The 14,822-nt window shown below is 36.0% G+C and carries 13 protein-coding genes, 1 pseudogene, 1 riboswitch and 1 other annotated feature; of the genes and pseudogenes, 1 reads left to right on the top strand and 13 read right to left on the bottom strand.

Annotation, left to right across the window (positions count from 1 at the left end):
- Positions 1-106: 106 nt before the first annotated feature.
- Entirely contained in the window at positions 107-952 is an 846-nt protein-coding gene (locus IQI_RS15635) for an STAS domain-containing protein (RefSeq protein ID WP_064093556.1), read from the bottom strand.
- Between the two features lie 632 nt (positions 953-1,584).
- On the opposite strand from IQI_RS15635, the gene IQI_RS15640 reads away from it, so the two are divergent.
- Positions 1,585-1,788, top strand: a complete 204-nt coding sequence (locus IQI_RS15640) for a hypothetical protein (protein WP_064093557.1) — start codon at positions 1,585-1,587, stop codon at positions 1,786-1,788.
- Positions 1,789-1,861: 73 nt separating this feature from the next.
- Here IQI_RS15640 and metH read toward each other — a convergent pair whose 3' ends face one another.
- The 12 genes and pseudogenes from metH to IQI_RS15695 form a co-directional block, all read right to left on the bottom strand.
- Positions 1,862-5,305 (bottom strand): methionine synthase, encoded by a 3,444-nt coding sequence (metH, locus tag IQI_RS15645; protein WP_064093558.1) that lies wholly within the window; start codon positions 5,303-5,305, stop codon positions 1,862-1,864.
- Positions 5,286-7,136, bottom strand: a complete 1,851-nt coding sequence (locus IQI_RS15650; RefSeq protein ID WP_064093559.1) for a bifunctional homocysteine S-methyltransferase/methylenetetrahydrofolate reductase — start codon at positions 7,134-7,136, stop codon at positions 5,286-5,288. Before IQI_RS15650 ends, metH begins: the two co-directional genes overlap by 20 nt.
- 14 nt (positions 7,137-7,150) lie before the next feature.
- A complete protein-coding gene (metC, locus tag IQI_RS15655) occupies positions 7,151-8,335 on the bottom strand; it encodes a cystathionine beta-lyase (protein ID WP_064093560.1) in 1,185 nt (394 codons plus the stop codon).
- Entirely contained in the window at positions 8,328-9,449 is a 1,122-nt protein-coding gene (locus tag IQI_RS15660; RefSeq protein WP_064093561.1) for a methionine biosynthesis PLP-dependent protein, read from the bottom strand. The genes metC and IQI_RS15660 overlap by 8 nt, the downstream gene beginning before the upstream one ends.
- A 96-nt stretch (positions 9,450-9,545) precedes the next feature.
- Positions 9,546-9,653: riboswitch (SAM riboswitch) on the bottom strand.
- Between the two features lie 114 nt (positions 9,654-9,767).
- Positions 9,768-10,778 carry a tryptophan--tRNA ligase gene (locus tag IQI_RS15665; RefSeq protein ID WP_064093562.1) on the bottom strand — a complete coding sequence of 337 codons (1,011 nt, stop codon included), beginning with the start codon at positions 10,776-10,778 and terminating at the stop codon, positions 9,768-9,770.
- Positions 10,779-10,836: 58 nt separating this feature from the next.
- Positions 10,837-11,082, bottom strand: a binding site (T-box leader).
- 54 nt (positions 11,083-11,136) lie between these two features.
- The gene (locus IQI_RS15670; protein WP_064093563.1) at positions 11,137-11,763 is read right to left on the bottom strand and encodes a metal-dependent hydrolase; all 627 of its coding nucleotides are present in this window, start codon (positions 11,761-11,763) and stop codon (positions 11,137-11,139) included.
- 95 nt (positions 11,764-11,858) lie between these two features.
- Positions 11,859-12,992, bottom strand: coding sequence for an NUDIX domain-containing protein (locus IQI_RS21270; RefSeq protein ID WP_328585744.1), 1,134 nt, complete (start codon positions 12,990-12,992; stop codon positions 11,859-11,861).
- Positions 12,993-13,069: 77 nt separating this feature from the next.
- The gene (locus tag IQI_RS15680; RefSeq protein WP_064093564.1) at positions 13,070-13,423 is read right to left on the bottom strand and encodes a hypothetical protein; all 354 of its coding nucleotides are present in this window, start codon (positions 13,421-13,423) and stop codon (positions 13,070-13,072) included.
- A 6-nt stretch (positions 13,424-13,429) separates the two neighbouring features.
- A pseudogene (locus IQI_RS21375) lies at positions 13,430-13,486 on the bottom strand (hypothetical protein); the annotation flags it as partial.
- Between the two features lie 53 nt (positions 13,487-13,539).
- Entirely contained in the window at positions 13,540-13,722 is a 183-nt protein-coding gene (locus IQI_RS15685; RefSeq protein ID WP_064093565.1) for a hypothetical protein, read from the bottom strand.
- Positions 13,723-13,799: 77 nt separating this feature from the next.
- Complete coding sequence (locus tag IQI_RS15690; RefSeq protein ID WP_064093566.1) at positions 13,800-14,462, bottom strand: HAD hydrolase-like protein; 663 nt, start codon at positions 14,460-14,462, stop codon at positions 13,800-13,802.
- Between the two features lie 133 nt (positions 14,463-14,595).
- Positions 14,596-14,775: a hypothetical protein gene (locus IQI_RS15695; protein ID WP_064093567.1), complete on the bottom strand. Its 180-nt coding sequence runs from the start codon at positions 14,773-14,775 to the stop codon at positions 14,596-14,598.
- Positions 14,776-14,822: the final 47 nt, after the last annotated feature.

Raw genomic sequence — 14,822 nt, forward strand, 5'->3', positions numbered from 1 at the left:
TTATTTTTAGTGGTATTACCAATTATATTATTATAATCTTCTGAAAATAAATACTCATAATTTTCGACAAAAAAAGCATCCGCTTTTGTAAGCGAATGCCCTCTTATTAAATAGATTGATGGTTTTTAATTGTTAATGCCTGTGAAAGTGTTGAGGTAATGGTTAAATTGTCAAAACTTAATCCAAGCTGAACAGCTGTTTGGGCAATTTCAGGTCGTAAGCCCGATAGAATTGGTTTCACTCCTATTAACTGAAGAGCATCTATTAACTGAAAAATTTGGTGAGCCACCATTGTATCGATTAATACTACGCCAGACAAGTCAATAAATAAGTGAGATACTTCTTTATCTACACACTGCTCTAAAGCATTTTCCAATATTAACCCTGCTCTAGTTGGGTCGATATTCCCTACTAATGGTAGTAGGGCCGTGTCTTCGTTTAATGAAATAATTGGTGAGCTCAATTCATTAATAATTTCTTGCTGAGATTGAATTTGTTGTTCGATCACTTCACTTTGTAACTCAGTATAACGAATCATAGCTTTATCAAAGGCTTCAATTAAAACCTCATTCCAAAGTTTATAAAGGTCAAAAATATTCTCATCCTCTTGGGTTTCAACAAATTGTTTAATGAAGCCTAAGTATTGATTTCGAACTCTCATAAACTCTCTTAAAATATAATGGTTGGGCGTTTCTAAGTGTTCTTTATCCTTAGCTACATCTAATACCCATTCATCTAATTCTTTATTAAAGCTCTCTCTATCCTTCACAAATACGTTACATAAGATTGCATGAAACGTAAAGTTTTGATTCTTTAATGTTTCAATTACACTAGGATCATTTGAAGAATATACTCCTGTTGGATCACTTTTATCAAGGGATTCATACCAATCGTCCGTTAATTTATGTGCTTTACTGATTAGAAAATCGTATAATTCTTTATTTCTATGCAAATAAATTCCTCCTGTTTAATATCATTCAATATCATTCATTACATTAATTAATCCTTTTGTTTGTAATTAAGGAATTTGTGGAAAGGTGGTACTGATAAAATAAAATTCAATCAGAAGGATACCAATTTTAGGATTTCTTAATCAACTTAATTCTAACTCTAACAAAATTCTTTGTGTTATTCTACTTTTAACATAAAGATTGCTTCATTTAATTCCTCTTTTAGTCGCTTCACGAATCTCTCATTTATAAATGAATTTATATTTGATAAAATTCTTCTATTTTCCTCAAATTACCTAATACTCTTTTCCTGAATACAAGAATTAATCAAAATATAGTAGATTATCTTATTTATGTAAATTTTATACAATTAAATGCATATTTATTAAAGAATATTCGAATTTTTTGTAAATTTACCTCTACAAATATCGATTTTAAGTATATAATATAATTATTAGTAAGAATAATCTAATAATTAATACATGGTATTTTATTACTTTTTACCAATTAATTATAATACAAAATTTCTGATTGAGTTTGTTACCATTATACTAGATTTACCTATTATTCATTTTTACATAATACATGTTTACACCTAGGTAGTGTGTCTAATATTGTTGGGGAGCTGGTAAAAATGAAAAAAAAACTTTCAAGAAAATGCATAGAAATATTAGCTATACAAAATGCAATTACCTTTTGTCACAGAATTGGTATCTTGGCTAGTTCCTTCAATATTTCCATGATTACTGGGTTCTCTGAAGAAAAAATCATCGAAGTTCTAGATACCCAGTTTATTGGAGAGGATGCAATGAAAACACCCTGCATACGTGGAAGATAACGATTTTGACAAAAGAAGCCAATGCCTGTAGTGGCATTGGCTTCTTTCATTCAGTGAATTCCTCTATTACGATTCAAAGGACATTGAAATACCGCGCTTCTGGATGAGCAAATACCATTGCTGTGACGGATGCCTCTGGCTCCATCATACACCCATCTGTCAATTCTATCCCAATTCTTTCAGGTTGAATTAATTTGAATAACTTTTTCTGATCTTCAAGCTCTGGACATGCTGGATAGCCGAATGAAAATCGTTGACCTTGATATTTTGTTCTGAATTTATCTTGTATTGTAGAATCCACAGGATCAGGAAATCCCCAACGACCTCTCATTATTTCATGTACTCTCTCTGCTAATCCTTCTGCTGTTTCTAAAGCTAAAGCTTGAATGGCATGACTTTCGAGAAATCTTCCTTGCTCTTTTAATGTTTTTGCCCACTCTCTAATTTGATATCCAGCGGTGGCTGCAAAGAAACCTACATAATCCACTTCTCCGCTCTCTACTGATTGAATGTAATCAGCCAGGCATAAGTGCTGATTTTTCATTTGCCTAGGGAAAGAAAAGCGTTCAATGTGTTTTGATGCATCATTTGGGTCATAAATGATAATATCATTTCCATCTGATTGTGCAGGGAAAAATTGATACATGGCTGAAGCACGAATGATTCCTTTATTTTTTGCTTTTTCAAACAGTTCATCTGTCATGGTTTTCAGCTGTATAGTTTTTGCATCTTTTTCTTCTAGTAATCTAGAAATCTTCCCTTTTAAACCCAGGTGATGACCTAAAAGCATTTGTTGATTTATATATGGTTGAACCTGGTCTAAGGAGAATTCTTTGATGATATGTGGTTTTAAATCGATTGGAGTAAACACTTCAGTATCACTTGATACAGAAGATCGTACTTTTACTGCAACTGAAGAATGGATTGTCGGTACATCTTCAATTTCTGGAGTTTCTAACTGCTTTAGTTGATTTTCCTTTACCAACTTTTCTCTGGCTTCTTTATTTTGAATATCTCTCATTATTCTTAGACCATCCATGGCATCCTTTGCATACATCACCAGCCCATCATATTCTCGAGCTATTTTTGTAGTAGTGAATTTTCTTGTAAGAGCAGCTCCTCCTACAACAATAGGGACATTGATAAACGATTGCTTTAAGTCTTGTGCAGTTAAAACCATTTGTTGGGCAGATTTCACAAGCAGACCCGATAAGCCTACTATGTCTGGTTTTTCCTTACGTATCACTTCAATTAATTCTTGAGGAGTTACTTTAATCCCTAAATCAATTACTTTGTAGCCATTGTTACTTAAAATGATTTCTACAAGATTCTTCCCGATATCATGAACGTCACCCTTTACTGTGGCCAATAACACTTTCCCTCTCGTAGAAGTACTGTCGGATTGTTCCATATAAGGTTCTAGATAAGCTACTGCCGCCTTCATTACCTCAGCACTTTGTAATACCTCTGCGACAATTAACTGGTTATCATTAAACAACCTCCCCACTTCTCCCATACCATTCATCAACGGACCGTTTATAATCGATAATGGTGTAGGGTATTTCCTAAGGGCTATTTCGAGATCATGTAATAATCCTTCCTTTGTCCCTTCCACTATATAATGAGACAAACGTTCTTCTAAAGTCATCGTATTAACAGGAGCTTTCACATCTTTTTTCTTTCCTCTGTAAAACTCTGTGAACTCTGCAAGGCTTTCATTTGTTGTTTCGAATAACAGCCTTTCTCCTAAGGCTACTTCATCTTTTGGAATGGAAGCAAAGCGTTCCAGCCTTTCTGTATTTACAATTGCATAATCGAGACCCGCTTTTGTACAGTGATATAAATATATCGCATTTAATATTTCTCTTCCTACTGGAGGAAGTCCAAATGAAACATTACTAACTCCAAGTATCTGCGGGCATTTTGGATAAGTCTGTTTTATTCTTTTTATTCCTTCTATCGTTGCTTTAGCAGAACCTATATATTGCTTGTCACCGGTGCCAACAGGAAACACTAATGGATCGAAGATAATATCTTCAGATTTAATTCCATATTTCTCGGTTAATAGCTTGTGTGAGCGAATAGCTATTTCAACTTTTCGATCAGCAGTTACGCCCATCCCTTTCTCATCGATTGTCCCTACCACAACAGCAGCCCCATATTTTTTCATTAACTGAGCTACTACTTCGAATTTTTCTTCTCCATCTTCTAAATTAATAGAATTGATAATTACTTTCCCTTGTATGTATTTAAGGGAACTCTCTAGTACAGCTTGATCTGTCGAATCTATAATAAGTGGAACTTTAACTTTCTTTACTACTTGTTGAATAAAGCTATCCATGTCTTCTCGTTCTTCCCGATCGGGATCAGCAAGACAAATATCAATCACTTGTGCCCCATTTTTCACCTGTGCCCTAGCAATCTCAGATGCTTCCTCTATTTTATTTTCAGCTATCAACCTTTTGAATTTCCTTGAACCAATGACATTCGTCCTTTCACCAACTAGTATAGGTCTTGAATCCTCATTTTCATAAACAATTGGTTCAATTCCAGAAATTGCATGAGGATGAGAATGCTTTGGACTCCGAGGTTTTATTCCTTTCACTACATTTGAGAGAGCCTGAATATGATCAGGCGTCGTGCCACAGCAACCTCCAACGATATTTAACCACCCTTTTTCAGCAAATCCTTTTATTTTCTCTGCAAGGGAATTGGGTGTTTCACTATAATTACCCTCTTCATCAGGTAAACCTGCATTCGGGTAACAGCTAACATAAGTTGTCGCCAAGTTAGCCAAGGTCCTTATGTGGTCACGCATAAATTCAGGTCCAGTTGCACAATTCAGACCTACTACTAAAGGTTTTAAATGTTCCAAAGACAAATAAAAGGCCTCTATGTTTTGACCTCCGAGAGTCGTACCCATTGGTTCAATCGTACCCGATAACAAAATAGGGATCTCCCTGCCACATAGGCGAAAAGCTTCTTTTATTCCAAGGTTAGCTGCTTTGACATTCAACGCATCCTGACTAGTCTCTAGAAGTAGGAGATCCACTCCTCCGTCTAAAAGACCTTGTGCTTGAATACGGTAATTCTCAATCAACTCATTGAAGGTTACTCCTCCTGTTACAGATAATGTTTTTGTTGTCGGTCCCATTGAACCTGCTACAAACCGTGGCCATTCTGATGTTGAGAGACGCTCTTTTGCATTGATTGCAATATTGGCTGCAACTTTGTTTATCTCATATGCCTTTGACCCTAAACCATATTCATCTAGAACGATTGGCGTAGCACCAAAGGTGTTGGTCTCGATAATATCAGCACCAGCTTGTAAATATTCTAGATGAATATTGTAAATGACATCAGGAACAGTAAAGACTAAATGTTCATTACAGCCGTCTAACTCTTCTCCACCAAAATCCAAAGCAGTTAGATTTGCTTGTTGAAGCATAGTTCCCATTGCCCCATCAAGGACTAATATTTTTTTCTTAAGCTGTTCTTCAAATAATGTGATGGTCATAGGGAACCTCCCTTTCTGAATGTACTTTCTCATTAATATATTGAATCAATTCAATGGACATGTCATAGCGAACAAACGGAGTAATCAGATAAATTCCATTAAATAATTCCAAAGCAGTATCTAATAGCTCCTTAGCGATTTCCATCCCAACTGCTCTTGCTCTCACAGGATCTCTTCCAGCATTTTTCATTCTTAATCGCGTCGAATGGGGAACGTTAATACCAGGAACCTCATAATGAAGAAATTCAGCATTTCTACTACTTAATAATGGCATGACTCCAATAAATATCGGTGTATTTATATGTTTAGTAGCTTCATATATTTGAATCATTTCATCTCTTCCGAATATTGGTTGAGAAATGAAATAATCAGCACCAGCGTCTCTTTTTCTTTCTAACCTTTTTACTGATGCATCTAAATGACGAAATTTCGGATTAAAAGCGGCACCAACTGAAAATTGAGTTCGCTCTCTTAATGATTTACCAGAGAAGGATATTCCTTCATTGTTTTGCTTAATTAATTCGATTAACTCAATGGAAGATAAATCATACACTGATGCAGCACCTGGAAAATCTCCTATTTTGGCAGGATCACCTGTAATCGCAAGGATGTTATGAATACCTAAAGTGTGTAACCCCATAAGGTGAGATTGAAGTCCAATGAGGTTACGATCACGGCAGGTAAGATGGACTAAAGGAGTTAAATTGAATTTGGACTTTATTATACTTCCGATTGCATCATTACTTATTCTAGGAGATGCTAAAGGATTATCGGCAAGGGTTAGTGCATCTATTCCAACATTTTTTAACGCTTTAGCTCCCTGAAAAAACAAACGGGTATCCAAATGTTTAGGTGGATCTAGTTCCACGATAACCGTCTTTTTATCTTTTACTTCTTCATGCAATAGCTTTCCAGTAATTGGTGTAGAAGCTAGACTCACCTTCTGTTTCATTTTTACAACTTTTTCGTTCACGGGTTCCCTGTTATTTAAACGCTTTGTAACGGCACGTATATGTTCAGGAGTGGTTCCACAACATCCACCAATAATCCTGGCTCCCTGTGCTCTTAACTCATTACTCATGTCACCAAAATACTCAGGTTCTGCAGAATAATAAAACCTTCCTTCTTCATAATTAGGTAAACTCGCGTTTGGATATACAGATAAAAAAGCGGACTTAGGTAGAGGTACTTCTTGTAGTGAATTTACCATATGAAATGGACCCATTCGACAATTAATCCCTACCACATCTGCTCCAATCATTTCTAATTGTTGTAAAGCCTCCCCCACATTCATTCCGTTTTGAAGAACTCCAGGTTCATGATGAGATACTTGGGCAATCACTGGAATATCTGTTTCACGCTTTGCAATCCCTAAAACTGTAGATAATTCTTCAAAGTCATAAAAGGTTTCTAAAAGAATCCCATCCACCCCTTCTAAAAGCAAGCAATAAAGCTGTTCACGAAAACTTCGCTTAATTTCTTCTAATGATATGTTCTGTTTTAAAGATCTTATCCCCCCGATAGTCCCTAATATATAAGTAGATTTTCCTGCTGCCTTTTTAGCTAATCGTACTGCCGTTGTATTAATCAATTTAACTGAGTCTTCTAATCCGTATCTTGAAAGTTTTTCGTAATTGGCTCCATACGTATTGGTTTGTATAATGTCAGCTCCAGCTTGAATATAATCCCTGTGAACCTTCACTACTTCATTTGGGTGGGAGAGATTTAATTCTTCAAAACATCTGTCTACACCATATGAATACAACAAGGTTCCAATAGCACCATCAGCAATAAGGATTCTATCTTTTAATTCTTCTATTAATGGTCTCATTACACCACCTCCATTTATAAGTTGATTACATCTTTTTGGGAATTAGATTTGATTTTTAGTAAGCCTTGTTCTATATCGTTAATTAAATCCTCTGTATTTTCTAATCCCACTGATAATCGAAGTAAGCCGTCTGTAATCCCCCTTTTTTCTCGCTCTTTTTTTGGCATGGAAGAATGGGACATCCGGCAAGGGTATGAGAGGATCGACTCCACAGCTCCTAGGCTAACAGCGAATACAGGGATTTTAACTGTTTTAATGAACTGCCTCACATCTTCTTCACTTCGTAAACGAAAGGAAAGTACTGCACCAGGCCCTTCAGCTTGGCGAACCTGTATTTCATGACCAAGATGACTTCTTAATCCTGGGTAAAAGACTTCTTCTACTTCATTTCTAGACTCTAGAAACCTCGCAATCTTATAGGCTGATTCAGACGACTCTTTCAATCTGACATGTAACGTCTTCAAACCCCTTAACAATAACCAGCAATCTTGTACTCCTAAAACGGCTCCAAATGAATTTTGAAGGAACGTTAATTTTCTAGCAATTTCTTCATTTCCTGTTACGGCTAAACCTGCTAATACATCACTATGGCCAGCAAGGAACTTCGTGGCGCTGTGTAAAACGACGTCTACTCCTAGGCATAAAGGTCGTTGAAGTAAAGGCGTCATAAAAGTATTATCCAGAAACGTTAAGCAATGATTTGCTTTCGCAAGCTTAACCACTCCTTCAATGTCTGTAATATTTAAAAGTGGGTTTGATGGGGTTTCCATATAGATTACCTTAGTGTTCGATTTAATCGCACATGCCACTTCGTTTAAATCCTGCATGTTCACAAAAGAGTACTCTATCCCAAATTTAGTCAACACTTCTGTAATCATTCTATACGTACCGCCATACACTTCCTCAGAAACAACTACGTGATCTCCACTCGATAGTAATAAAAAGCTTGTAGAAATAGCAGCCATCCCTGAAGCAAAGGCGAATCCCTTAATTCCCCCTTCAAGCTCGGCAATGATTTCTTCTAATGTTTGGCGTGTTGGATTCCCAGAACGTGTGTAATCATAGGGGCCATACTTGTCAAAATCTTGTTGATGGAACGTTGTAGTGTGATGAACAGGGGTACTTACAGCACCTGTTTTCCCATCAATTCCATGAGAATGAATGATTGAAGTTTGACTAGAAAATGGCCGGTTATTCATGAGTTTCCACCCCATTTCCTATCTGCTGAAATATCCTCTCTAAATCTCCAATCAAATCTTCTACATTCTCAATCCCTACTGAAAAACGTAATAGACGATTACAGATTCCAAGTTGGAATCGAGTTTCTTCAGGAATATCCCCATGAGTTTGTAAAGCAGGATAAGTAATAAAACTCTCAACACCCCCTAGGCTTTCTGCAAAGGTGATAATCTGTAAATATTTTAAAAAGGGAGGAATCCATTCTTCTTTTTGAATTCGAAAGGATAACATGCCTCCTTTCCCTGGATAAAAAACTTCTTCTACACTGGGATGGCGATACAGGTATTCTACGATTCTCTTTGCATTTTTTTCATGTTGAGCCATTCTAAGGTGAAGAGTTTTCAAACCTCTAAGTAACAGCCAACAATCGAATGGTCCCAATACAGCACCACTTGAATTCTGTATGGTACAAAGTTGTTCTGCTATCATTTCGTCTTTCGCAACCACAAGACCAGCTAATACATCATTATGGCCTCCTAAATATTTCGTGGCACTATGGACAACAATATCTGCACCTTCAACAATTGGCTTCTGAAGGACTGGAGTAAAAAATGTATTATCGACAATGAGAAGAATATTTTTCTCTCTAGTTATTTTTGCTACATTCGTAATACTGGTTTCATTCATCATTGGGTTGGTTGGGGTTTCTAGAATAATCCCTTTGGTAGAAGGAGTAATGCTATTCTCTAATGCATTCGTATCTCTCGTATCAATAAAATGAAATGTTAAACCATATTGCTTTTCCCATTGAACAAATAGTCTGTAACTCCCACCGTATAAATCTTCTGATACAATCAGTTCATCTCCAGTGGAAAAAAGAGTTAAAACCGCTGTAATAGCAGCCATGCCTGAGCTAAAGGCAAATCCCTTATACCCCTCCTCTAATTCAGAGATGACATCCTCTAACACGGACCGGGTAGGGTTCCCTGTTCGTGAATAATCATATCCTGATGATTGACCAATCCCTTTATGCTCAAATGCTGTCGATAAATAAATCGGAAGGCTAACTGAACCTGTTCTTTCGTCCCTCCGGTTCCCTCCCTGAACAAGTAATGTTTCAATATGGTTTTTCACATTATCTCTCTCCTTTTCCTTCGAAATGACGAAAAGGGGACTAAAACAAAAAACCTTCTTATTTGTATATAAGAAGGTTTAGATATTTCGTTCTCCCTCTTATCGTTCAAGTTGAAATCAACTTGCTGGAATTAGCACCATACCTGATTTTGGCTGGTTGCTGAGGTGTCATAGGGCCAGTCCCTCTACCTCTCTAGATAAGAAACTATTTAATTTTTTCAAATAATCATTTTTCTCCACGCACGGTGAATTGAAAATAAAAAACTTTCTAATAATTTATAACATACGAAATGCTTTGTCAACGTGTATTTTTTATCTTTAAATGCGTGATGACCGATGGATCCCGATTGTCTGTTTGACCTCTTCAAGGAAAGGAATTGTCTTTGCTCTTGCTTTTAAGGCTCCCTGTTCCAATATTTCATCCAACAATTTTGGTGAGGACATCAGTTCATAATATTTTTCACGAGGTTCTTCTAAATAGGCATTCATTACATGGAATAACTCTTTCTTAGCTTCCCCCCAGCCTATTCCCGAATGAAACTTCTCCTTCAAATCTTCTATTTGTACTGAAGTGGCAAATTCCTTATACAATGAAAAAATAATTGAAGAATTGGGATCTTTTGGTTCCTTGGGAAGAGAGGAGTCCGTTTTAATTTTATTTATTAATTTTTGAAGTTTTTTGGGTTCTTCAAATATTGGAATGGTATTCTGATAGCTTTTACTCATCTTTCTCCCATCAAGTCCCGGAAGTACTGCAGACTCTTCTTGAATAACGTAATCCGGGATATGAAAAACTTCCCCGTATTGTTTATTGAAATTTCCAGCTATGTCCCTGGCAATTTCTACATGTTGCACTTGATCTTTACCCACAGGCACTAAATCCGTTTGAAAAAGGAGAATATCAGCAGCCATTAGAATTGGATAAGTAAATAATCCCATATTGACTCCTGTATCTAAATCTTTACCAATTTGTTGATTACTTTCAACAATGGATTTATATGCATGTGCTCGATTCATCAATCCTTTTGGAGCAAAACAAGAAAGAATCCAACTTAATTCAAAGATTTCCGGCACATCTGATTGTCTATAAAAGATAGCCTTTTCATGGTCTAATCCTAGTGCTAACCAGGTTGCTGCAATACAGTAAGATAACTCTTTCATTTCTTCACAACTATGAATTTGAGTAAGTCCGTGATAGTCCGCTACAAAATATGCTGTTTCACTATATTCATTTTGAGCTAAATCTAATGCAGGTTTAATTGCTCCAATATAATTACCTAAATGCACTCGTCCAGTCGGCTTTATTCCTGTAAGAACTTGCTTTTTCATTTCTTTCTCCTCCTTACCAATCAATAAAATTAAACACAAAAAGGGTTTCTCTTCCCCTAAAAAGGACGAGAAACCCGTGGTGCCACCTTCATTCGCTTACAAAAAATAAACGCACTTATATGTACAGAAGTCATTGCTTCGATACAGTGTCTCTTTTATCGGTGAGACTCTCCGCCAAACCTACTCTTTCATTTCAGTTTGGTTGCTCAGAAGCCCATTCAACAATTTTCTCACACTGATTCCCACCAACCATCAGCTCTCTTTAGTGGTCTTAATGTCTACTTTTCTCCATCATCGCAAAAATATATCAATTTCCATTATTTTAATATAATGTAAAATGATGGTCAAGTATTTTTATTTATACCTCTTTTGAGGTAAATGGCAGAAACAATTTTATCCCTCTTTTATTGAATGGGAGAAATTTCATATCTCCAAAGAGGTGACTAGCATACCCAATCATGCATGCCTCAAAAACACCTTCTATCATGAGAGATGCTTCTAAATAATAAGCCATTACCCCGAAATAGACTATTCCGAGTATAGAATGTGTATAGGTTCGATGAGATACAATAGACGCAGTCAAAATATAAATTCCAAGTAGCCATAACCATTTCTCATCAAGCTGCCACCCGCAGGCAGTAACTCCTATGCCTGTAATTGTAAGCATTCTTCTTTGAGTGATAAAGGTTGAAAGAATAATCATACCAGCTCCATACCCAATTCCTAACCATTGTTCTTTTCCATTTCCTTCAAGATAACTGTACACCATCATTAATACACCAATCATTTGGGCAACTGCTTTCATCATTTTAGAAGAAACAGTCACTTTATTTGCCAGCTTCCCATCAATATCCATGTCCGGCATTAATCCAGATACTCCACCTATAACCACAAGAGATGCGGTTATCCCTGGAGTAGAACCAAGTGAATTGGCGACGATAAACCCTGATGCTGCCCCTGCTGTCATATGTGCTGTGCCGTTCAATTGAATCCTCCACTCCCATACTATCTAATAAATACTGCTAGATTTACCATGATAAGGCTTTTTACTAGATAAGAACATGGGAATCTTGAATCATATTAAGGTTCTTGAATTAACACCTTTTTTATTCGTTTTATAACTTCCAATAAGTACTCAATATTATGTGGAACAAAATCCTCTAAAGAGACCTCTCTTTTTACAGACTCTTTTTTTTCTTGATTGTTCAAGACGAACCCTTCAATAGAGATTTTCTCCTTATGCCGTAGAACTAATTTTTCAAAATCTTCTAATGTAGCCATGAAGATCCCAGATACCTCATCGTTTCCAATGTCAAAATCGTCGAAGGATACTGCATCTGGGTATAAAAATACATGTGCCATTTCTCTGTCTATGAAGGATGGTTGAAATAATTCATCCTTTATCATTCCGAGGGAAATTACTTCCTGAATGGAAACTTTCAGGCCCAGTTCTTCTTCTACTTCCCTTATACCATCCTCAATCACTTCTTCTGAAAGAAGATGACCAGCCGCTGTAATATCTAGTAAGCTTGGAAAATCCTTTTTCTTATCACTTCTTAGTTGAAAATAGACATGGATACGGTTGCTGTCTTTGTCATAATTTCCTAACCAACAATGAAATGTTTCATGCCAATAGCCTTTACTATGTACTTCAGATCGATTTTCTACCCCAACTTTACGACCATCTTCATCAAAGATTGAAAGCACTTCATCTAAATGATTCTGAGTATTGAGCTCTATACCTTCTTGAAGAATCATTTCATAAAAATCAGACCATTTAGGGTAATACTCACTAACCTCACTCGGGTTAATGAAGATTCGTTGATTAGATTCAAATGAACCTAGAAATGGATGAATTGTATGGACATCCATTCTATAAAAGACTTGATACCCTACTTTTGGGTATTGGCTATCTTGAGACCAATTTTTATTTTCACTGTGGTCCACGATGATATAGCCAATTTGGGTTAAATGTCCCTCTACATAAGCCTCTTCCATTACTTCTCTATTTATGACTTCTTCTGGGGTTTCATTTTTTTCTCTATGCCCCCCAGGAAAATCCCATCCTCTATGGGGTAAGTTTACAAGTAAAAGATCGTCATTTTTGAAACAAAGTCCATGTACACTTGTAATTTTTTCGATTGGAGGCAAGTACTGACTCTTTCTCCATGAAAGTTTTACTTTGGAACCTCCCCAATCCACATATGTATTCATTTTCTCATCCTCATTTCTTTTATCTCACAATGGGTGGTTTGTGTATGAATCCTCATTGCGAAACAACACAAACCATATTAAATACATTCAAGTATTGGATTTCTATCTAATTGTTCATTTATGAGCATAGTAAACACATCTTCAATAGAAAGGTCCGTATCGTTTAATTTGTTAGTATCGCTCCAATCTCGTGCAATGTCCACTGCCATTGGATATTCGTCTTCCATCATTTCATGAACCGGATGACCTTTTGTATAATTTATGAGTAAATCGAAATATACCGTTAATACAATGGATAAATGCTCTAAATACGGGAGTGGCCCTTCAAGTTGAATGGGCTTTCTACTAAGGTAAGGAGTTGTATGCAGTAAATTCGTACTTCCACCATACTTGTCCGTTGCTGCAAAAGACAGTCTGCGTATGCCGCTCATATAAAATGCACTAAAACACAAAGGACATGGCTCTAAGGTTGAATATAGAGTATATTCATTCACTTCTCGATGAATACGATTATCTAATTTTAATAATGCATTTATTTCTGCATGAGCTAATTCATCTGGGAGATAACACTGTCTGAAAGATTCTTAAATGTTGCACTCTTTCCTCTAGCAACAATGTCACCTACTCCATTCACAATGATTGATCCTACTGGTCGGGAGCCTTCCTGAAAAGAAGTCCACGCTTCCTGAAAGCATTCCTGCCAAACATAGGGTACTTCAGACCATTTCATTTTTTCACTTCCTTAAGTAGAATGGTTTATTGTATAATTCTTACTAATTATACCATTAGTACCTTTTTTAACCACATTCATCTTTCTTTTATCAGTTCCAGAAACTCACGAATTTCCATTAAATCATTTACGACTACATCAGCTTGAGCCAGCTCTTCCATTTTAGAGAAGTCAAATTTACATCCTATTGACAAGAGGTCATTCATTTCAGCCCCTTGAAAATCGGACAGCCTATCTCCAACTACCGCCCCATACATAAGTTGATTATCATTCTTAACTTTACGTATCAGGTCACCTTTTTCTTTAGACTCGATTTCTTGAATGCTATAGCATTTAGAAATCCATTTATCAAGTTGATAATAGCTAATAATGCTCTCTAAATAATGAGGGCAACCATTACTTGCTACAAAAATTGGATAGCCCCGATTTGATAAATAAGCTAAAAGTTCCTTTGCATGAGGATAAAGATCACCTTTTCCAGCTTTGATATTTTTTATTAATTTTTCATGAAAAACTTCATTTGCTTTTATGTGAATGGGTGATTGATGCTGTGGCAACAAGGTTTCCCATACGACTGATAATGGTACTCCCATAATTTCACGATACATCTCTAGTGGAGTTTCTCCCCTCCATAACTCTAACTCTCTAAGCATTTCAAATGTATCTTCAAGAGAAGTTTGAAGTATTTTATTTGTTTGAAACAACGTTCCATCCATGTCAAAAATCATTGCTTTCTTCATTTTTTTCTCCTTTATTTCATACAATTCATATCATTTTTAAGAAGTACAACCATTGATTCAAAGTAAAAATCTGCATTCATAACAGAAAAAAACACATGAGAAAAATCCCATGTGATAATTAACCTATACTAAATTATGAAGCATTAGGCAGATAAAAAAGGACCGTCACCATCATGCCAATCACAGAAAATATAACGATACTTACTGCTATGGATTTATGATTTTTAGAAATATGTTTCTTCTTTACAACGTTAAAAAACTTAAAAGCCATTAACGAAAGAATAAACAGAGACACAAATAAGAGTTCGCTCATGAACAATCCCTTTCTTAGTCAAAATTAAAACAAATCTAATAATTTAT

It is taken from the genome of Rossellomorea aquimaris TF-12, from assembly GCF_001648555.1.
Taxonomy (GTDB): domain Bacteria; phylum Bacillota; class Bacilli; order Bacillales; family Bacillaceae_B; genus Rossellomorea; species Rossellomorea aquimaris.